The organism is Polaribacter sp. (assembly GCF_965660385.1).
Lineage (GTDB): Bacteria > Bacteroidota > Bacteroidia > Flavobacteriales > Flavobacteriaceae > Polaribacter.
In genome coordinates, this window is record NZ_CBFHZT010000048.1 from 1 (window position 1) to 19,290 (window position 19,290).

20 protein-coding genes, 1 pseudogene and 1 riboswitch are annotated in these 19,290 nt (G+C 29.7%); of the genes and pseudogenes, 6 read left to right on the plus strand and 15 right to left on the minus strand.

The window, feature by feature from the left end; translation table 11 throughout:
- The 6 genes and pseudogenes from ACTG3V_RS12550 to ACTG3V_RS12575 form a co-directional block, all read right to left on the minus strand.
- Window positions 1-1,260 (minus strand): annotated as a pseudogene (locus tag ACTG3V_RS12550) (M1 family peptidase); the annotation flags it as partial.
- Between the two features lie 32 nt (window positions 1,261-1,292).
- The gene (locus tag ACTG3V_RS12555) at window positions 1,293-1,790 is read right to left on the minus strand and encodes a DUF6702 family protein (RefSeq protein ID WP_439132519.1); all 498 of its coding nucleotides are present in this window, start codon (window positions 1,788-1,790) and stop codon (window positions 1,293-1,295) included.
- Between the two features lie 30 nt (window positions 1,791-1,820).
- Window positions 1,821-2,630: a hypothetical protein gene (locus ACTG3V_RS12560; protein WP_439132520.1), complete on the minus strand. Its 810-nt coding sequence runs from the start codon at window positions 2,628-2,630 to the stop codon at window positions 1,821-1,823.
- Between the two features lie 120 nt (window positions 2,631-2,750).
- Window positions 2,751-3,503 carry a hypothetical protein gene (locus ACTG3V_RS12565; protein ID WP_439132521.1) on the minus strand — a complete coding sequence of 251 codons (753 nt, stop codon included), beginning with the start codon at window positions 3,501-3,503 and terminating at the stop codon, window positions 2,751-2,753.
- A gap of 80 nt (window positions 3,504-3,583) precedes the next feature.
- Window positions 3,584-4,354 (minus strand): carboxypeptidase-like regulatory domain-containing protein, encoded by a 771-nt coding sequence (locus ACTG3V_RS12570; protein WP_439132522.1) that lies wholly within the window; start codon window positions 4,352-4,354, stop codon window positions 3,584-3,586.
- A gap of 118 nt (window positions 4,355-4,472) precedes the next feature.
- Window positions 4,473-5,015 (minus strand): hypothetical protein, encoded by a 543-nt coding sequence (locus ACTG3V_RS12575; protein ID WP_439132523.1) that lies wholly within the window; start codon window positions 5,013-5,015, stop codon window positions 4,473-4,475.
- Window positions 5,016-5,105: 90 nt separating this feature from the next.
- Between ACTG3V_RS12575 and pepE the strand changes: the two genes are divergently transcribed.
- Entirely contained in the window at window positions 5,106-5,810 is a 705-nt protein-coding gene (gene pepE, locus ACTG3V_RS12580) for a dipeptidase PepE (protein WP_439132524.1), read from the plus strand.
- Window positions 5,811-5,878: 68 nt separating this feature from the next.
- Here the strand turns inward: pepE and ribB are convergent, their stop codons facing one another.
- The 7 genes from ribB to tpx all read right to left on the minus strand — a co-directional run bounded on the left by ribB (window position 5,879) and on the right by tpx (window position 12,592).
- Complete coding sequence (ribB, locus tag ACTG3V_RS12585) at window positions 5,879-7,024, minus strand: 3,4-dihydroxy-2-butanone-4-phosphate synthase (RefSeq protein WP_439132525.1); 1,146 nt, start codon at window positions 7,022-7,024, stop codon at window positions 5,879-5,881.
- A complete protein-coding gene (locus tag ACTG3V_RS12590; RefSeq protein ID WP_439132526.1) occupies window positions 7,024-7,440 on the minus strand; it encodes an LptF/LptG family permease in 417 nt (138 codons plus the stop codon). The genes ribB and ACTG3V_RS12590 overlap by 1 nt, the downstream gene beginning before the upstream one ends.
- Before the next feature lie 93 nt (window positions 7,441-7,533).
- A complete protein-coding gene (locus ACTG3V_RS12595) occupies window positions 7,534-8,469 on the minus strand; it encodes an LptF/LptG family permease (protein ID WP_439132527.1) in 936 nt (311 codons plus the stop codon).
- A 61-nt stretch (window positions 8,470-8,530) separates the two neighbouring features.
- The gene (locus tag ACTG3V_RS12600) at window positions 8,531-9,187 is read right to left on the minus strand and encodes a LolA family protein (protein WP_439132528.1); all 657 of its coding nucleotides are present in this window, start codon (window positions 9,185-9,187) and stop codon (window positions 8,531-8,533) included.
- A gap of 1 nt (window position 9,188) precedes the next feature.
- Window positions 9,189-11,669, minus strand: a complete 2,481-nt coding sequence (locus ACTG3V_RS12605; protein WP_439132529.1) for a DNA translocase FtsK 4TM domain-containing protein — start codon at window positions 11,667-11,669, stop codon at window positions 9,189-9,191.
- Window positions 11,670-11,712: 43 nt separating this feature from the next.
- A complete protein-coding gene (locus ACTG3V_RS12610) occupies window positions 11,713-12,093 on the minus strand; it encodes a diacylglycerol kinase family protein (RefSeq protein WP_439132530.1) in 381 nt (126 codons plus the stop codon).
- Between the two features lies 1 nt (window position 12,094).
- Window positions 12,095-12,592: a thiol peroxidase gene (tpx, locus tag ACTG3V_RS12615; RefSeq protein WP_439132531.1), complete on the minus strand. Its 498-nt coding sequence runs from the start codon at window positions 12,590-12,592 to the stop codon at window positions 12,095-12,097.
- 129 nt (window positions 12,593-12,721) lie between these two features.
- Here tpx and ACTG3V_RS12620 point away from each other — a divergent pair, with 129 nt between their 5' ends.
- The 4 genes from ACTG3V_RS12620 to ACTG3V_RS12635 all read left to right on the plus strand — a co-directional run bounded on the left by ACTG3V_RS12620 (window position 12,722) and on the right by ACTG3V_RS12635 (window position 16,234).
- The gene (locus tag ACTG3V_RS12620; RefSeq protein WP_439132532.1) at window positions 12,722-14,107 is read left to right on the plus strand and encodes an MATE family efflux transporter; all 1,386 of its coding nucleotides are present in this window, start codon (window positions 12,722-12,724) and stop codon (window positions 14,105-14,107) included.
- A 164-nt stretch (window positions 14,108-14,271) separates the two neighbouring features.
- Window positions 14,272-15,366 (plus strand): carboxylate-amine ligase, encoded by a 1,095-nt coding sequence (locus ACTG3V_RS12625; protein ID WP_439132533.1) that lies wholly within the window; start codon window positions 14,272-14,274, stop codon window positions 15,364-15,366.
- 20 nt (window positions 15,367-15,386) lie between these two features.
- Window positions 15,387-15,722, plus strand: coding sequence for a DUF2834 domain-containing protein (locus ACTG3V_RS12630; protein ID WP_439132534.1), 336 nt, complete (start codon window positions 15,387-15,389; stop codon window positions 15,720-15,722).
- Between the two features lie 386 nt (window positions 15,723-16,108).
- A complete protein-coding gene (locus ACTG3V_RS12635; RefSeq protein ID WP_439132535.1) occupies window positions 16,109-16,234 on the plus strand; it encodes a hypothetical protein in 126 nt (41 codons plus the stop codon).
- A gap of 3 nt (window positions 16,235-16,237) precedes the next feature.
- Here ACTG3V_RS12635 and ACTG3V_RS12640 read toward each other — a convergent pair whose 3' ends face one another.
- Complete coding sequence (locus ACTG3V_RS12640) at window positions 16,238-17,371, minus strand: ABC transporter substrate-binding protein (protein ID WP_439132536.1); 1,134 nt, start codon at window positions 17,369-17,371, stop codon at window positions 16,238-16,240.
- The gene (gene guaC / locus ACTG3V_RS12645; protein ID WP_439132537.1) at window positions 17,368-18,405 is read right to left on the minus strand and encodes a GMP reductase; all 1,038 of its coding nucleotides are present in this window, start codon (window positions 18,403-18,405) and stop codon (window positions 17,368-17,370) included. The genes ACTG3V_RS12640 and guaC overlap by 4 nt, the downstream gene beginning before the upstream one ends.
- A gap of 75 nt (window positions 18,406-18,480) precedes the next feature.
- Window positions 18,481-18,706, plus strand: a riboswitch (cobalamin riboswitch).
- A 151-nt stretch (window positions 18,707-18,857) separates the two neighbouring features.
- Here guaC and ACTG3V_RS12650 point away from each other — a divergent pair.
- Window positions 18,858-19,290: TonB-dependent receptor (locus ACTG3V_RS12650; RefSeq protein ID WP_439132538.1), on the plus strand; the 433-nt coding region annotated here is incomplete at its 3' end.

The window sequence follows — 19,290 nt, forward strand, 5'->3', positions numbered from 1 at the left end:
CATTCTATATTTTACCCTGTCAGAATATCCTCCATCAGGTAAATCTGGTCTTCCAGGATTAAAACAAATTTGTGGATATTCCATTCCCATTTGTCCATCAACTGAAATTGCCTTATGATAAGGATAATCAAATGTATATTTTGAATATGTTTTTAAAGTTTGTGCTGCAGCTTTTGTGGAATGATCTCCATATAAAGGGTTTGCTTCTTTAGAGTATAAAGAATGTGCCATTACAGTTCTACCATTAATATCTACAGCCATAGCATCCCAAATAAATTTTCTTGATGTTGCAAAAGCATAATCTCTAACATTTTCTGCATAAAACTTCCATGTTTTGGTACCAGTTGCTTTAGTTTTTTCAATTTTTTCGGCCTCTTTTTGTGTTCTAATAACTACTGGTTCATCAAAAGATTTTTGTGCTTTTTCCCATCTTTTTAATTCTTTCTTAGAGAGTACTTCTTCCATATTTTGTAAAACACCTGTTGCGCCTAACATGTGATCTTCTGGTACTGTAATATTTACATTAAAGTCTCCAAATTCTAGTGCGAATTCACTTCTTCCCCAAAACTGATCATTTTGCCAACCTTCTACATTATCGTACACACACATTCTAGGGTAAAATTGTGCAATTACATAGTTATTATTGTTGTTTTCATCAAAATGTTCATAACCAGATCTACCACCTTGTGTTCTGTGATTGTTGATGTTGTACCACCAAGAAATATTAAATTTAAATGTTTCTCCAGATGCTAGAGGCTTTGGTAAGTTAATGCGCATCATGGTTTGGTTAATGATATACGATAAATCGCTGCCATCTGTATTGGTTACGCTCATAATATTAAAACCACCATCAAAACGCTCTTCTGGGTATGCACTTTCAAACCTTCTTTTACTCATTTTTGTTCTAATTTTACCCGAACTAATGTCTGGTGTTTTAGAATCTGCGGCTCTCATATTTTGATCTAATTGTACCCATAAATAAGGTAGCTCATCTCTAGAGTTATTATGATAGGTAATAGTTTCTGAGCCAGTAATTTTTGTATTGGCATCGTCTAAAACAATATCCATTACATAATCTACTTTTTGTTGTGTGTACTCTTTTCCAGGTGCTCCAGAAGCTGTTCTTTCTAGATTTGGTGTAGCTAATTCTTGCTTTAGCTGTCTAAATTTGTTGGTGTTTGTGTGTCCTTGCTTTGTTATTTGCGCATAAGAGCTCGCTGCAAAAGCAAAAGAAAACAATAAAAATCCGATGTTTTTCATAAAATTAGTTGTTTGTGTGATTACTGAATGATTTAATATTTTAAATGAGCTGAATTTTCATCTTTAGTTAATAGAACACTTTTATGTTTTTTGCCTACTTTAGATTTTATTAAATTTTGTTGTTTTGGAAAATGTTTGGTTAAAATTGTATTGGTAACATCAATATTATGAACTTCATTAATATTTTCGATTTCTAAATAAAAGAAAACCAAATCACCATCATATTCTTTGCCAATATAATTAAAGTTTTTTTTACTTCCATCAACTTTAAAAAAGAGTTTTTCTTTAAGATAGTTTTCAAAATACACATCGTTATTTTTTAATTCTTTTTTGGTGGTTAACTGTAAGTCAATATTATGATCGCTATTTAAAGCGGTTTCGATATCATCCATAAACACGTTGATAATAATTTGTATGGATTTTGCTTCACTTTTGTAATTTATTTGTGTTAAACTCAAATAATATTTATGAGTGGTAAACGATAAAAGTGGAACTATAAATAGGAGTATTGCTGTTTTATTTACTTTCATACTGATATAAAAATCAATTATTGAGCCAAATTACTCATTTTTTATCAGTTTAAGGTAAGAAACGCTTTCTGTTCTTAAAATTTTAATGAGTTCTAAAATTCTACCTTCTTTATGTAAATCTTCGATACCTAAAGGGTTACAATATTCTAAAAAATGGAAATATTTATCAATAGGAATTTTTAGCTCATCAAAGAAAAACTTTTCACCTAACTCAGAAAATACTTTGTAGGGAAATGCTTTTTTCTGAGCTAATTTTTTTCGTAAAGCCCACAAACGCTGAGAATTTTTAAAAGGCATTACAACAGCAGCACCTGCACCAGCCATAGGCATTGCACCAGCCATTGTATTTACAACTGGAGGTCTTACTTTTTCAATAGCATCTACAGTGGGGTCTATTTCCGAAAAATCTACATTAGAAAAATCCATCACACTATTTAGTAAAGAATCTCTCGTATCTTTTGGTACATCTTTAGTGTCAACACCCAATCTACCCATTAAATTATGTCTTTTTAAATCAAATTCATCTAAAACATATGTATTTGATTTTAATTGAACCGCTATTTCTTCGTTTTCAAAAACTTGATTTGAAACGACTAATTTTTTGAGTTTATGTTGTATTGATGAAAAACTTAAAGTATCTCCTTTTGAAACAAAAATTCGAAATAAACCCTGATCACTAGAAAAAGTTCCTTGTTTTGTTTTTAAATTGATGATATTAGCGTTTTTAACAACCCCTAGAGAGTCAGAAACTTTACCCGTAATTAACTTTCTTTTTTGTTGAGCTGATAGCGAAGTGATTAAAAACAGTAATAATACAAAGGGAATACGTTTTTTTAACATGGATTAATTTCTTATTGACAAATTATAAATTAATCTGCTGAATACCTAAAAAATTTATTGGAAACTTTTGTTAAAAAATGGGTTTGAATTATTTTAATTAATTTAAAAAAGAAAGCTGTTCTACTTTTTAAGCGTTTCTAAATACGCAATACTTTGATTTTCAAACAACTGAATTAACGCTAATAGCTTCTTTTTTTTGTATAAATTAATAACAGTTGATAAATTGCAAAACTCTAAAAAGTTATGATATTTTTGTTTAGGGATATTTAGTTTTTTAAAGAAATAATCTTCGCCAAGTTCAGTTAGAATTTTAGTAGGTACTTTTGTTTTATCAAAATCATTGTTAACAATTGGTTTATACTTTTTCTTCTTTAAAGACAGAAAACCTAATAAATTTACACCTTGATTTTTTTGGGTTGGATCTACAACTACAACTTCGGACTCAGCTCGGTTATTAGCATCTATTCTTGAGTCTTTGAGGTTTAAATCAATATTCGAAAAATCTAGGTTATCCTTAAGTATAGAATCTCTTTTCTGTTTTGGTATTTCTTTAATATCAGAAGTTAAGATTCCTCTTAAATTATGTTTTTTAAGTGTAATTTCATCTAGAGTATAGGTGTTTAATTTTAAAATAGCTTTTATGTTTTGTTTAAAAAATATTTCATCTGAGACTATGATAATTTTATTGATATGCTGAACAGATGAAAAATTTAGACTGTCTCCTTTTGAGGCATAAATGCTAAATAAACCTTGGTCATTTGAAAATGTGCCAAGTTTCGTTTTTTGATTAATTATATTTACGTTTTTAACAATTCCTAAAGAATCTAAAACTATTCCCTTAATTAATCGTTTTTGACTTTGTGCAGCTGACATTAAGGATAAAAATATAAAATAAAGAAAAAGTATTTTTTTAAGCATAAAAAGTGTGTATTTACTCAACTAAATTGTAAAAATTATTCTTTTTTAATCAAACTGATTTCTGTTTTATCTTGAGGGAAAGTTTTACTTTCTTGCATTAGTATTTTGGTGAGTTTTAATCTTTCATCTTTGTTAAAGTGAGCAATGATGTTTTTTTTAAAGCAAAAATTTAAAAATGGCGTAATGTTTTTTTGTTTGATGTTTAAATCTGTGATAAAAAAATCATCAGTATAAAACTTTCTAATTTTTTCTAGAATTTTGTCTTCATATTGAATCTTTTTCAATTGTTTTTCTCTTCGATTATTTCCGTTTAATGTATTAATTAAATTGTCTAAACTTATTGCAGCCCCAGAGCTAAATTTAACAATACTATAGTCTTTTTTTGCTTTTGTATTTGCATAAGGTAACTGAAGTGTTTTGGCATTTACAGTAGGTGGAGGCATAATTTCTGGATCAACAGAAAAAATACTTTTTGTGTTTCCTAATGTAATTTCGTCTAATTGGTAGGTTTTATCTTTTACGTGAATACTAAAAATTTCTTTGTTAATTATTTCCTTGGTAATAGCAATTTCTAAATCCTTTATATTGATGTGTGAAAAAGCCAAAGTATCGCCAATTTTAACAGGTATTTCGAATAAACCTATGTCGTTAGTAGTTGTGCCAATATTAGAATTTTTATTGATGATATGCACATCAGCAATTATATCATCTTTAAAAAAAACTTTTCCAGATATTGTTTTATGTTTTTCTTGACTATAAGCAAAAGCGCAAAAAAGAAAACAATATAAAATTAGTTGATTTTTCATGTTAACAAAGAAAAGAGAGGCTGCTCTTAAAACTCTATTAATAGAATGGTAAACTTTTGTTAAACGAAAAAAAGCACCATAATTTTTATGATGCTTTTAAGAATTATTTTGTGTTTTCTTACTTTTGAATGTTAATAGTAGCTTTACCAACTACTGTAGAAGTAACCCCATCTAAGGTTATAGATTTGTTTACATCTGTTTGTATCGTTAACACATCATCTACAAAAGAAATTACCTCAATGGTCATATTTTCGCCACCTTCATTTAATTGCAATGTATTGTCATCTAAAGTCCAAGCACTAGTTGTAAATCCAAAGTTATCGTTAAAGAAAATATTGTCAAAAAGTAACTCTTCTGTTTTTTCATCTCCACTTGGTTCTTTATATGTGAGTTGAAAAATAAAATCGCCAGTCATTGTTACACGATTTGGGTTTTCTGAAAAGGCTATATTTGTATTAAAATTTTTTCCAAAACCGTTACCAGTAAGTGTTATATTTACAGGTTCTGTAACATTTAAAACAGCATTATCCATTGTTATACTCTGAATTGTCCAAGTACCCACCAAATCGTTACTTGTTATGGCAACCAAAGAAGTATTTGAAACTTTACAAGAATATACTGTAGAAATTAATAATGCCAGAATAATTATTTTAGATTTCATATTTTGTGAATTTAAAAATGATTAAAGCATAAAATTGCCTTTTTTGTAAAATTACGAAATTAAATCAATTCTAACTCATAAATTTGTTTTATGAAAAAAATGATAATTGCAAGTACATCTACAATTCATGGAAGTAGTTATTTAGAGTATTTGTTACCTACTTTAAAGACTTTTTTTAAGGGGGCGAAAACAATTTTGTTTATACCTTATGCTAGGCCAAGTGGAATTTCTTACAATGAGTATACTACTTTAGCAAATAAAACTTTTGCTAAAATAAACATATCTGTAACTGGAATTCATGAATTTGAAAACCCAATTGATGCAATACAAAATGCAGAAGCTATATTTACAGGAGGAGGAAATACGTTTGAGTTGGTAAATCAACTGTATAAAAATGATATTTTATCAACCTTAAAAGAAGTTATAGAAAACGGAACCCCATATTTAGGAACAAGTGCAGGAAGTAATATTTGTGGAGTTAACATGATGAATACCAACGATATGCCTATTGTTTATCCTCCAAGTTTTACTACTTTAGTTTGTATCCCTTTTAATATTAATGCTCATTATTTAGATCCGATAAAAGGCTCTACACATATGGGTGAAACTCGTGAAACAAGAATTAAGGAATTTCATGTGTTTAATGAAACTCCGGTTTTAGGTTTAAGAGAGGGGAGTTGGTTAGAGGTTTTGGGTGATGCTATTTTTTTAAGAGGAAAACTTACTGCTAGATGGTTTGAGAAGGATAAAGAGACTAGAAATCTGGAATTAGGAAGCTTGAAGTTTGATGTGTAAAGATAGGAGTAGGAAGTTAGTAAATTAAATGAGTTTAAAATGACTAACTTCCTACTTCACATAAATATTTAATAGCCAATATAATCTACAATTTCTAAACCATAGCCAATCATACCAACTCTTTTGGTTTGTGGAGAATTACTTAGTAATTTTAATTTACTGATGTTTAAATCATGTAAAATTTGAGCTCCAATACCAAAATCTCTTTGATCCATAGCAATGGCTGGTGCTTTTAATTCTCCGTTTTTTTGATTTTCTTTTAGTAGTTGCAATCTAGTTAATAAATTTTTAGATTGATTTTGTTGGTTGATAAACAAAATAGCACCTTTACCTTCTTCATTAATCACCTTAAACATTTGGTCTAATTTCTTATCAGCATCATTCGTTAAAGTACCTAAAATATCATTATTTACTAAGGTAGAATTAATTCTGGTTAATACGCTATCCTCATTTGTCCAAGTACCTTTTGTTAACGCAATATGCACTTGATCATTAGTGGTTTGTTGATAAGCTCTTAATCTAAATTTCCCAAAACGAGTTTCAATATCAAAATCGTCTTTCTTTTCAATTAAAGAATCGTGCTCCATTCTATAAGCTACTAAATCTTCAATAGAAACAATTTTAATATCTAACTTTTTAGAAACTTCAATGAGTTCAGGTAAACGTGCCATAGTTCCATCTTCATTCATAATTTCTACAATAACACCTGCAGGTTGCAAACCAGCCAAACGAGCAAAATCTATGGCAGCTTCTGTATGACCTGTTCTTCGTAAAACGCCACCTTCTTTTGCTTTTAAAGGAAAAATATGACCAGGTCTTGCCAAGTCAAAAGGTTTTGTTTCTTTGTTGATTAAAGATTTTATAGTTAGTGCCCTATCTGAAGCTGAGATACCAGTAGTTACTCCTTTACCTCGTAAATCTACAGAAACAGTAAACGCAGTTTCCATAGGATCTGTATTATTGTTTACCATCATATCGAGTTCCAATTCTTTGCAACGATTTTCTGTTATTGGCGCACAAATTAAACCCCGACCTTGAGTTGCCATAAAGTTTATCATTTCTGGCGTAACTTTTTCTGCGGCTGCTAAAAAATCGCCTTCATTTTCACGATTTTCATCGTCTACAACTATAATTACTTTTCCATTTCTGATATCATTAATGGCAGCTTCAATTGTGTCTAATTTTATTTCTTTATGTAAAATAGGTGAACTCATTATTTATTTTTTTTAGTTATTAATTTTTTAAAAAAATTAGTAACGGGTTGTATAAAAGAATCGAAATTAAATATTCCTTTGTCTTTTGTTGCTCTTCTTGTTAGTAATATAGCTATTGGTATCATAATTATGGCAGATATCCAAGAACCTAAAAACGAAGTAATACTACTTTCTTCTGCCAAATTTTTTCCAAACGTGTTTGTGAAAAAGTAAATTACATATACTGCTATTGCCAATATCATTGGTAAACCAAATCCACCTTTTCTTATAATTGATCCTAATGGAGCACCAATAAAAAATAAGATTACACAAGAGAGAGAAAATGCAATTCTGTTGTAGTATTCGGTATCGTAAAAGTTTAACACTTTTCGTTTATACTTAATATTGTTTTTATTATTTTTAACAGTACTAGCCATTCTACTTAACTTGGTTATAGCAGAATTTAAAATGGTTATTTGATCTTGAAGTTCAAAATTATTAATAATAATACTATTGAGATTTTTATTTTTTTAAGAATCAGGGTATTGATACAATTCTTTTGCTTGAGCACTGATGTAAATATTTTTAGCACGTATTTCTAGAATCTCATCATAATTATTTTTTAATCTAGGAATGGTATCTTTAATCTGCTGTAAAGTATACATCATTGGGCTGTTTTTAGAATTTATACTATCTAAAGCCCCATCATTTAACAAATCACCAACATCAATATTAAATTCGTATTCTTTGAAAGTTGCACTAGAAGCTGCCATTTTTTTTCTCTTAATAGATGTTTTAGCTGACTTTACGTGCTCTTCATAATAGTTACCATTGTACAACATCAAGGTCATATATCTACTACCTTCTTTTGAAACAATTTTACCACTATCTGCAGTAATTACTTTTTGATTGCCTCTTCTAGCCTTTAAATCGTAAATTAAAACGTTTTTTAAGAGGTTTTCATTCTCACCATATTTTTCATCAAACTTTATTTGATACCCAGGAATATCTGAATTAAAACTACCAGCAACAAGTGCCATGGCAGGTTTTTTCTTTTTTATATTGCTATATAAATTTCGTTGTTTTAAATTGGCATAAGGAAAAATATTATTTAAAAATAAAAAATTAACCAAACTTAAGCCAATAGCCAAAATTCCTAATGGTCTTACCAATCTTTGCAATGATATCCCAGCAGATTTGGCAGCAGCAAACTCATAGTTTTCGCCTAAATTACCCAATGCCATTATGGATGATAAGAGCACACCAATTGGTAGTGCTTGTGGAATAATCATTAAAGTAGAATAGTAAACAAACTTTAAAATAAAGATGATACTTACACCTTTACCAGCAATATTTTCGAAGGCTTGCCATAACAATTGCATCACCAAAACAAAAAGTACAATTAAAAATGTAGCAACGAAAGGTACTAAAAAGCTCTTTAAGATGTATTTATCTAAAATCTTCATAAAAAACAAAAGTAGCATCTTAAATAGTAAGATGCTACTAATTTATTGTTAATTGAATTGTTTAATCAATTATATATTTCTTGTCCAAATACTTTTGTTTATCAAACTTAAAAAAGTGTTCTGATAACGATTGGTTACTTTTAAAATCTGTAATGGTAAAACTGGTTTTTGCACCATTTGCCCCAGTTTGAATCAATTTGTAAATATGTTTAGTTTTGGCGTCTATACCTAACTCTACTTTTACAATATCAGATTCGCTATCCATTGGGTTTAAGGTTACAAATTGAATTTTTCTACCATTTATATTTTTTAAATTTCCCATTTCTAAATTGTAACCTTCTTTGTAAAAAGTTAATAATTTAGAGGGATAAATAAAACCATCATCTTCGCCCATATCACCATTTGTAATAGAAATTTCTTTTTCTTCATTATTGATCACATAAAGTTTTTTACCATCATAAATAAAGTTATTTCCTAAATAATTAAGATTGTATTTTTCGCCTTGTAAATTGATTTCTCCACGAATTGGTGGTTCATCACCTTCTTTAATTCCTGCTTCTTCATTACTTAACGTTTGGCTAAAACTTAAGTACATGTTATTGTAAGCAGACATTTTATTGGAAACATCATCTAACAACGTTTTTGCTGCAGCTTCGTTTTGTGAAAATGCAATGTGTGTAAAACATACAGTTAAAAGTAAAACTATTATTTTTTTCATTTTATGGATTCTTTTCGTTTTCTAATAATTGTTCTAATGCTATAAAATCTGGTATCAAAACTTGTCTTGCTTTACTACCCTCAAAACCACCAACAATTCCAGCAGCTTCTAATTGGTCAATTAATCTACCAGCTCTATTATAACCTAATTTTAATTTTCTTTGTAAAAGAGATGCAGAACCTTGTTGTGCTGTAATTATTATTTCTGCGGCTTCTTTAAACAGTTTATCTCTATCTGCAATATCTATATCAACACTTGTGCCATTTTCATCATCTACATATTCTGGCAATAAATGCGCATCTGCATAGGCTTTTTGCGACCCAATAAAATCGGTGATTTTTTCAACTTCTGGAGTATCTACAAAGGCACATTGAATTCTTTTAATGTCATTACCATTTGTATACAATAAATCTCCACGACCAATTAATTGATCAGCACCACCAGCATCTAAAATGGTTCTAGAATCTATTTTAGAAGTAACCCTAAATGCAATTCTGGCAGGGAAATTTGCTTTAATAATTCCTGTAATTACATTTACAGAAGGTCTTTGCGTGGCAACAATCAAGTGGATTCCAATAGCTCTTGCCAATTGTGCTAAACGTGCAATTGGGGTTTCAACTTCCTTACCAGCAGTCATAATTAAATCTGCAAATTCGTCAATTACTAAAACAATATAAGGTAAAAATTGATGTCCATCATTAGGGTTTAATTTTCGCTGTTTAAATTTAGTGTTGTATTCTTTAATATTACGGACCATTGCTGCTTTTAGCAAATCGTAACGATTATCCATTTCTATACAGAGCGAATTTAAAGTATGTACAACTTTAGTAGTATCTGTAATAATAGCTTCGTCTTCACCAGGTAATTTTGCTAAATAATGTCGTTCTATTTTATTAAATAAAGTTAATTCTACTTTTTTAGGATCAACCAAAATAAATTTTACTTCTGCTGGATGTTTTTTATATAAAAGTGATGTTAGCACTGCATTTAAACCAACAGATTTACCTTGACCAGTAGCACCAGCCATTAACAAGTGAGGCATTTTAGCCAAATCTACCACAAAAGTTTCATTAGAAATAGTTTTTCCTAAAGCTATAGGCAATTGCATCTGAGACTCTTGAAATTTTCGAGAAGAAATGGCAGAATGCATAGAAACTGTTGTAGATTTTTTATTAGGCACTTCAATACCAATCGTTCCTTTACCAGGAATTGGTGCAATAATTCGAATTCCTAACGCAGATAAAGACAGGGCTATATCATCCTCTAAATTTTTAATTTTTGAAATTCGTATCCCTGCTTCTGGCACAATTTCATATAACGTAATCGTGGGCCCAACTGTTGCTTTTATTTCTGCAATACCAATTTTATAATTTTTTAAAGTTTCTACAATTCGGTTTTTGTTAGCCTCTAATTCTTCAGGGTCTATAGAAATACTTTCATTGTATTGTTTTAATAAATTAAAAGTTGGAAAACGAAAGTTAGACAATTCTAATGTTGGATCAAACTCACCAAAATCTTTTAAAATTTTATCTGATAAATTTTCGGTAGAGGATTCTTCCTCTCTAGCAACTGCCACATCTATTCCTACATCATTCATATCTTCTACTGAATCTTCGTTTGGTTGTTCTATTTTAAATTCAGGTTCAGGCTTTTTATCAATTTTAAAGATTTTTTCATCGTTTTTTGCATCAACATCAGAATGTTTGCTAATGGTAGGCTTTAAGTTTTTAACTGATAATTCAAATTCTGATTTTTCCTCTTTTTCTTCGGGAATAGATTTGATATTTTTTTTAGTATCAGGCTCTTCGTTTACTTGTTTAACAGCGGTTTTAGCTATTTTTTGTTGTTCATATTCTTCAATCTCTTTAGCTTTTCTTTCCTCTCTTTTTTCCTTTAAATTTTCGATAAAAGCATCAATATTTACCCTATAACGCACTATAATATACGTTATCAATAAAAATACCAAAGCAATCACCAACCCTGTTTTACCAATAAAACTTTGTAGATAATTGTTAATTTCAAAACCAATAACACCAGATAATAAGGCATATTTTTTATTTAAAAAGCCTAAAGAAATAGAAAACCAAAGCATAGCTGCCATATTCCAATTCCAAGAAATTATAATTTCTGAAAATTTCTTTTTAAGGAGGATAAAAAAGCCAGATAAGAATAGTTGAAAAGCTACAATAAAGGCAGCTAAACCAAAACCATCATAAATAAAAAAATGACTTAAATTGGTTCCAATTTTACCTAAAAGATTTTTGCTAATTACTCTTTTATCAGCAAGATAATTTAAAGTACTTTGATCTTCTTGCCAATTAAAAAAAAATGAAATGAATGCAATACACAAAAATAACGAAAATAACATCAAGAAAAAACCAACAATAGTTTGCGTTTGTCTTGATTTTAACGACGAAAAAAAACTTTGTTTTTTCGTTGTTGAATCCGTAATTTTCTTAGTGCTTTGCTTCTTTTTAACCATTAAAAATGTTGAATATTTTTAAGGGGTAAATATACATATTTGCTTAAAATAATGCAGAAATTTTCGGGATATAAATAATACCAGCAATTACTAATGAAATTAATGCAGCAAAAGTAGGGGCTCCAGCAGCGATGTCTTTAATCAACCCTATTTTAACGTGGAAATCTGGGTGAATAAAATCGGCTACCTCTTCAATAGCCGAATTACAACCCTCTGCTACAAGCACTAAGCCTATTGCTAGAAATTGAATTGCCCATTCTGTGAGCGAAATATGAAAACAAAACCCTAAAATTATGGCAATTAAGGCAAAAAAAAGCTGCGCTTTTATACTATCTTCTGTAGTCACTAAAATCCATAAACCTTTAAAGGCGAATTTAAGACTACGAATTCTTCCTCTAATAAAACCATCTTTAGGGTTTTTCATTTTATAAAGCGTTTAAAGCAGCATTATAATTTGGTTCATCTACGATTTCAGGTACTTGTTCTGTGTAGGTTACTTTTCCATCAGTTCCAACAATTACGATACATCTGGAGTGCAAGTGAGCCAGCGGACCATTTTCTATAGTTAATCCGTAATCATTTCCAAAACTTCCGGTTGCAAAATCAGATAACATCACTACATTTTCAATACCTTCTGCACCACAAAAACGTCCTTGAGCAAATGGTAAATCTTTAGAAATACATAACACTACTGTATTTTCTAAATCTGCAGCTTTTTTATTAAACGCTCTAACAGACATTGCACATGTTCCAGTATCTACACTTGGAAAAATGTTTAAAATAATATTTTTGCCTGTAAAATCGCTTAGATTTTTGTGTGATAAATCTCCAGCTGTTAAAGTAAATTCAGGAGCTTTTGTACCTGGTTCTGGTAAATTTCCAATTGTTTTAATTGCATTTCCTTTTAACGTAATATCTGCCATTTTATATGTTTTTTATGATATTCAAAAATAGGTATTTTTATTCAAATAGATTTGTAAAAACTGTGAAGTTCATCTTAAAAAATGAATCTTTAATCTGTATCTTCGCAGTCAAAAATTCAATAAAATAAAGTGAATATTAGTCAATATACATCAGAATTTAAATACAATTGGAAGTTGGCAGCACCTGTAATGTTAGGTATGTTAGGGCATACCTTCGTTGCTTTTGTAGATAATATTATGGTTGGGCAATTAGGTACTGCAGAATTGGCTGCAGTATCTTTAGGAAACAGTTTTATGTTTATTGCAATGTCTATTGGTATTGGATTTTCTACGGCAATTACTCCTTTAATAGCAGAAGCAGACTCATCTGATAATTTAGTTCAAGCAAGGGCAACCTATAAAAACGGATTATTTTTATGCACAACTTTAGGAGTATTCTTATTTCTGTTAGTATTTTTTGCAAAACCATTAATGTATTTGATGCAACAACCTAAAGAGGTCGTAGAATTGGCAATTCCGTATTTAGATTTGGTAGCCTTTTCTTTAATTCCATTGATTATTTTTCAAGCGATAAAGCAATTTAGTGATGGAATGTCGATGACCAAATACCCAATGTACGCTACTTTAGTGGCCAATATTGTAAATGTTGGCTTTAATTATGTCTTAATTTTTGGGAAATTTGGTTTTCCAGAATTGGGTATTGTTGGCGCAGCTTATGGAACGTTGGCTTCGAGAATTATTATGGTAATTTATTTATGGTTGCTATTAAAAAATAAAGCAAGATCTCACAGAATTATTAGTAATTTAAAATTCTTTGTTTTAGATATGTTGATGATTAAAAAAATCATCAACTTAGGTTCCTTAAGTGCTATGCAAATGTTTTTTGAAGTAGCTATTTTTACAGCAGCAATTTGGTTAAGTGGTTTGTTGGGTAAAAACCCTCAAGCAGCAAATCAAATTGCGCTAAACTTGTCTTCAATGACATTTATGGTGGCAATGGGTTTAAGTGTGGCATCAATGATAAGAGTAGGAAATCAAAAAGGGTTGCAAAACTTTAAAGAGTTACGCAGAATAGCATTTTCTATTTTTTTATTAGGCATTATTTTCGCTACAGTTTTTGCCACTTTCTTCTTTTTATTTCATCAAATTTTGCCTAAAATTTATGTAGATTTAGATGATGCTGTAAATTATAATGATAATATGGAAGTAATTACAATTGCCTCGAAATTATTATTAGCTGCAGCTATTTTTCAAATTTCAGATAGTATACAAGTTGTGGTTTTAGGTGCTTTACGTGGTTTGCAAGATGTTAAAATACCAACCATTTTAACCTTTATTTCGTATTGGTGTGTGGGTTTTCCTGTGTCTTATTTTTTAGGAAAAGAAACCATGTATGGCAGTTTTGGTATTTGGTTAGGTTTGTTAGCAGGTTTATCTACGGCCTCTGTATTATTATTTGTTCGATTTAATCGATTAACATTGAGTTTAATCAAAAGTAAAACTACTAAATTGTAAATATTTCTATACATACATCAATTTTTTAAGGTTTTGGTAAAAATATTTGGCAAATAGTTTGTTTTCTTGTACTGAAAAGGGCCTAATATTTCTATAAATTTTCAATTGTAAATTATTTTATCACCTTTTATTAATACATTTAGGTTTTAATTAAGTACAACTAAATGAAATTTACATTAGGCATTGAAGAAGAATATCAAGTAATTGATCCTACCACTAGAGAATTAATATCTCATAATCAAAAAATTGTAACCAAAGCATCTAAAGTTTTAAATGATCAGGTAAAAGCAGAAATGCATCAAGCTGTTGTGGAAGTTGGTACAAATATTTGTGAAGATATTACAGATGCAAAGCAACAAATTTCTCATTTAAGAAAATCAATTTCAACAATTGCAGAAGATTTAGGGTATAAAATTGGTGCAGCTGGTACACATCCTTTTTCGAAATGGGAAACCCAATTGATAACACCAAACCCAAGATATGATGAAATCATAAATGAAATGCAAGATACTGCAAGATCTAATTTAATTTTTGGCTTACATGTGCATGTTGGTATGGCTGATAAAGATATGGCTTTACATTTGGTAAACGCCATGCGTTATTTTTTACCTCATTTGTATGCTTTATCAACAAATTCTCCTTTTTGGGAAGGAAGAAAAACTGGTTTTAAATCTTTTAGGTCTAAAGTTTTTGATAAATTTCCAAGAACAGGAATTCCTGGCGTTTTTGATAATTATGCTCAATATGAGAGCTATGTAAACTTGTTAGTAAAAACAAAATGTATTGATAATCCTAAAAAAATTTGGTGGGATATTCGTATTCATCCAGTATTTCCCACCTTAGAAGTTCGTATTTGTGATGTGCCTATGACTGTTGATGAAACAATTTGTATTGCTGCTTTGATTCAGGCTTTAGTAGCCAAATTGTATAAATTAAGAACACAAAATTTAAATTTTGTTACCTACCATAGAGCGTTAATAAATGAGAATAAATGGAGAGCTGGACGTTATGGAATTGAAGGTAAAATGATAGATTTTGGAAAAGAAATAGAAGTTGAAACTAAAGTTTTAATGCAAGAATTTGTAGATTTTGTAGATGATGTTTTAGACGATTTAGGGTCTAGAAACGAAGTGGAATATGTTTTTAAAATGTTAGAAAAAGGTACAGGAGCAGATAGGCAATTGAAAATTTTTGAAGAAACAAGAGACTTAACTAAAGTGGTAGACTATATAACTACACAAACCATAAAAGGCTTATAATTAATTTATTATAAAATTAAATGAAACGTAAACACATATACTTAGCCTTGTCTGTTCTTGGCATTTGTTATACTTGGTATTATAACATTCAATATTTTAATACAGTTGAAAATGCAAGTTTTATAGGTTTTTTTAAAGATGCACAGCAAAATTTTGCGGGGAAATCTTTTGGGGCAGATTTAACTATGGTCTGTTTAACTTTTTTTGCGTTTATGATTCCTGAATCACTTCGATTAAAAATTAAATATTGGTGGACACTTATTCCAATTACTTTTTTAATTGCTGTAGCTTTTACATTTCCTTTATTTTTGTATATGAGAGAAATAAGGCTCGAGCACAACAAAGATGAGTGCTAGGATATTGATATTTCTAATTGTTTTTAACTTTTTCTTAAAATGATGCTTGTTGTTTAATAGCTGTTTAAAAGTCATATCATTCAAATGATAGCAAAATTTTAATTTCATTTTCCCAAAGATGAAATAATGGAAAAACACTCAAAAAGCCTATTTATTGAATAAAAATAATCTGTGTTTAATACTAAAAATAGTCTAAACCACTTTGAAGCTTTTCCCCAAAAAAAATAGGCTGAAATATTAGAAATTGATAAATTTTAAAAAAACTAGAAGTAATAAACCCTAACTTGAAATATTATTCGCTAAATATTTTTATTTCTTATGTTTTTTATTGTTTTTGAAATGATTAAGTTAATTTAGAGAAGTTTAAAATGTAATTTTACTTTATTATGACAGAAAAAAAGGATAAAAAGAACAAAGCCGAAGAAACTATTAAAAGGAAACTTTTAAAGAATCAACATCAAAAAAAAGAAAAAAATAATACAAATTATCAAGAGCAACAACAGCAGCAATAATTTTTATTGCATTTGTTCAAAAAAAGTCAATTCGTAATTGGGTAATAACTCAGGTTTTGTAATTTTAATAAGATCTTTTAACACCAAATCTGGTCTTGTTGGTGCCAACTCGTAATACACAACACCACCTGTTTTACCTTTTTTAGTAGTTGGCGTAAATATTTTATTATCTTTAAAAGCTTTAAATTTTGCATACAATTTTGTGTTGGTTAACATTTGTTTTTTTGATGAAAAATAGCCGGGTGCAATCCAAAAATCAGCATTTTGTGCTTTGTCAAAAACACTTTCAAAACTTAAAGATAAACTACCTTTTCCTTCTGAATCTTTCCATAAATAGCTGAGGTTTGCATCATTTAAAAACTGAGCAACAAAGCTGTCTCCTGCAGGTAAATTCCAAATATCTTTACTCATAATTGCACCAGATAAAACTGTTGGTTTTTTTACGGTTTTTGATGCTGTTTTTTTAGCTTCCAAGTAGTTTGTTTCAATGACTTTAAAAATACTATCAGCTTGTTTTTCTTTATCGAATAAAACTCCAAAAAATTTAATCCATTCCGCTCTTCCTAAAGGTGTTTTTTCTAACCAATCTCCATTATAAATTACATTTATTCCGGCCTTTTTAATAGTGGTTAAAGATTTATCTGCAGATGAAACACCATAGCCAACTATCAATTCTGGATCTAAATTCAATAAAACTTCGGTGTTTAACGCGTTTTCTTTGCCAATTTCTTTAATTTTTCCTTTATCAATTAAGGCTCTTGTTCTTTGGGATGAAACATATTTAGCATACGGAAAACCTATTATTGTATTTTCTTCAGCTAACAATTCAACCATAGGAATATGTGTGGTTGAAGTCACCGCTATTTTTTCAATAGGCACTTGAAGAACTCCATATTTATAATCAATAATAGTATTAGATTTTTTTCTTTTGATGGTATAAACAAATGTTTCTTCTGAATTTTGATAAGCAGATTTAATAATCAACTTTTTAGTGCCATTATAATTAATAATGTCAAAACCTTTTGCATATTTAATTGTGCTTTTTTGTGTTGTTTCAGCCTCAGTTTTATGCGTTTCTTTTTTACAAGAAAATAAAACTAAAAACCAACAACAAAAAACTACTAACTTTTTAATCATGAATACACTTGATTTTCTTGTTCTTGCACTCTAATAAAGGTAGTTCTTTTGGTTAATTCTTTTAATCTTTTGGCACCAACGTAAGTACATGTAGATCGTATTCCTCCTAAAATATCAATAACAGTATCTACTACATTTCCTTTAAAGGGTATCTTTACTGTTTTTCCTTCAGATGCTCTATAATTTGCAACACCACCAGCATGTTTGTTCATAGCTGTTTCAGAACTCATACCATAAAAAGCCTTGAATTTTTCTCCATTTTTTTCAATCAATTCACCACCACTTTCAGCATGTCCTGCTAGCATTCCACCTAACATCACAAAATCGGCACTGCCTCCAAAAGCTTTTGCCAAATCACCAGGAATTTTACAGCCACCATCAGAAATTATATGACCTCCCATACCATGAGCAGCATCTGCACATTCTATTATGGCAGATAATTGTGGGTAACCTACTCCTGTTTTTACACGAGTAGTACATACAGATCCAGGACCAATGCCTACTTTAATAATATCAGCGCCAGCTAACAACAATTCTTCAACCATTTCTCCTGTAACCACATTACCAGCTATAATTATTTTATTTGGATGATTGCTTCTCATTTTTTTTACAAACTTTACAAAATGTTCAGAATATCCATTAGCAACATCAATACAAATAAAATTTATTTGTGGAAATTCATTTAAAATTTGTTTTACTTTTTCAGAATCCTCTTTTCCTGTTCCAGTACTTACAGCGATGTTATTTAATATTTTTTGAGAAGAATTTGTTGCAAAGTTTCTCCATTCTTCCAAAGAATAATGCTTGTGTATCGCTGTAAACATATTATGCTTGGCTAGAGCAGTTGCCATTTCAAATGTACCAACAGTATCCATATTTGCAGCCATAATTGGTACTCCTTTCCAAATAATATCACTGTGAAGAAAACTAAATTCTCTTTCTAAACTAACTTGCGATCGCGATTTTAAAGTGGAACGTTTTGGACGAATCATAACATCTTTAAAGCCTAATTTTAAATCGTTTTCTATTCTCATACTTCATTACATATTGAACGTTAAAGATATAAAAATTGATACTAGTATTTATTAGATTTTTAAAAAGAATACAGCTACATTTGCCCAGATTTTGGTTTTGATGTAAAAATCATTTTACATTGAATTAAAAGGGAATCTGGTGAAAAACCAGAACTGTACCCGCAACTGTAAGCATGTGTCAAATTTGATTTGGCATCCAGCTGAAAACTATTACCACTGTTTATTTTGAATCATGTTTAAAATAAATGGGAAGGTTCAGCATAATGCAAGTCAGGAGACCTGCCTCAATCACGAGTTAAAAACTTTCGGGATAAAAGTTTATGTACTAATTACTATTTACTGGTACACAAAATTTACCTGATTTATTTAAAAAATCCGAAAAAACTTTCGGACAAACTAATTATTGCCTTTTTGTAAATAGCAAAAGGCATGTTTTAAATTAAATCGTTATCATGAAAAAACAATTTTTAATTGTTAGTGCCTTGGCTTTTAGTTTTGCCAGCACAACTCTTTTTGCTCAAAAAAAAGAAAAGCAAAAAGAAAAAGTAGAATCTTTAAATGAAATTGTAGTTACTGCTACAAAGTTTGCGTTAAAAAAAGAAAACACAGGTAAGGTAATTACCCAGATTACACAACAACAGTTACAGCAAAATGCTGGTAGAAATTTTATTGAAATTTTAAATAGAGTTGTGGGTATAGATGTAAGAGGTGTAAACACTAATGCATCAGAACCAAGAAGTATTTATGTAAGAGGTGGTAGAAGTAGGCAAGTATTGGTGTTGATTGATGGTGTGCCAGTTACAGATCAATCAGCAATTAATCAAGAATTTGATTTGCGTTTGTTAGCAGTAAGTCAAATTGAGCGTATCGAAATTTTAAAAGGGG

Bases quoted from the DNA above. Each gene is read 5' to 3' on its own strand.
- ACTG3V_RS12640 (WP_439132536.1), bottom strand. From the start codon at position 17,371: ATGATTAAAAAGTTAGTAGTTTTTTGTTGTTGGTTTTTAGTTTTATTT.
- pepE (WP_439132524.1), top strand. From the start codon at position 5,106: ATGAAAAAAATGATAATTGCAAGTACATCTACAATTCATGGAAGTAGT.
- ribB (WP_439132525.1), bottom strand. From the start codon at position 7,024: ATGAGTTCACCTATTTTACATAAAGAAATAAAATTAGACACAATTGAA.
- ACTG3V_RS12570 (WP_439132522.1), bottom strand. From the start codon at position 4,354: ATGAAAAATCAACTAATTTTATATTGTTTTCTTTTTTGCGCTTTTGCT.
- ACTG3V_RS12575 (WP_439132523.1), bottom strand. From the start codon at position 5,015: ATGAAATCTAAAATAATTATTCTGGCATTATTAATTTCTACAGTATAT.
- ACTG3V_RS12590 (WP_439132526.1), bottom strand. From the start codon at position 7,440: ATGGCTAGTACTGTTAAAAATAATAAAAACAATATTAAGTATAAACGA.
- ACTG3V_RS12560 (WP_439132520.1), bottom strand. From the start codon at position 2,630: ATGTTAAAAAAACGTATTCCCTTTGTATTATTACTGTTTTTAATCACT.
- ACTG3V_RS12555 (WP_439132519.1), bottom strand. From the start codon at position 1,790: ATGAAAGTAAATAAAACAGCAATACTCCTATTTATAGTTCCACTTTTA.
- ACTG3V_RS12595 (WP_439132527.1), bottom strand. From the start codon at position 8,469: ATGAAGATTTTAGATAAATACATCTTAAAGAGCTTTTTAGTACCTTTC.
- ACTG3V_RS12600 (WP_439132528.1), bottom strand. From the start codon at position 9,187: ATGAAAAAAATAATAGTTTTACTTTTAACTGTATGTTTTACACACATT.
- guaC (WP_439132537.1), bottom strand. From the start codon at position 18,405: ATGAGAATAGAAAACGATTTAAAATTAGGCTTTAAAGATGTTATGATT.
- ACTG3V_RS12635 (WP_439132535.1), top strand. From the start codon at position 16,109: ATGACAGAAAAAAAGGATAAAAAGAACAAAGCCGAAGAAACTATTAAA.
- ACTG3V_RS12605 (WP_439132529.1), bottom strand. From the start codon at position 11,669: ATGGTTAAAAAGAAGCAAAGCACTAAGAAAATTACGGATTCAACAACG.
- ACTG3V_RS12625 (WP_439132533.1), top strand. From the start codon at position 14,272: ATGAAATTTACATTAGGCATTGAAGAAGAATATCAAGTAATTGATCCT.
- ACTG3V_RS12630 (WP_439132534.1), top strand. From the start codon at position 15,387: ATGAAACGTAAACACATATACTTAGCCTTGTCTGTTCTTGGCATTTGT.
- tpx (WP_439132531.1), bottom strand. From the start codon at position 12,592: ATGGCAGATATTACGTTAAAAGGAAATGCAATTAAAACAATTGGAAAT.
- ACTG3V_RS12610 (WP_439132530.1), bottom strand. From the start codon at position 12,093: ATGAAAAACCCTAAAGATGGTTTTATTAGAGGAAGAATTCGTAGTCTT.
- ACTG3V_RS12565 (WP_439132521.1), bottom strand. From the start codon at position 3,503: ATGTCAGCTGCACAAAGTCAAAAACGATTAATTAAGGGAATAGTTTTA.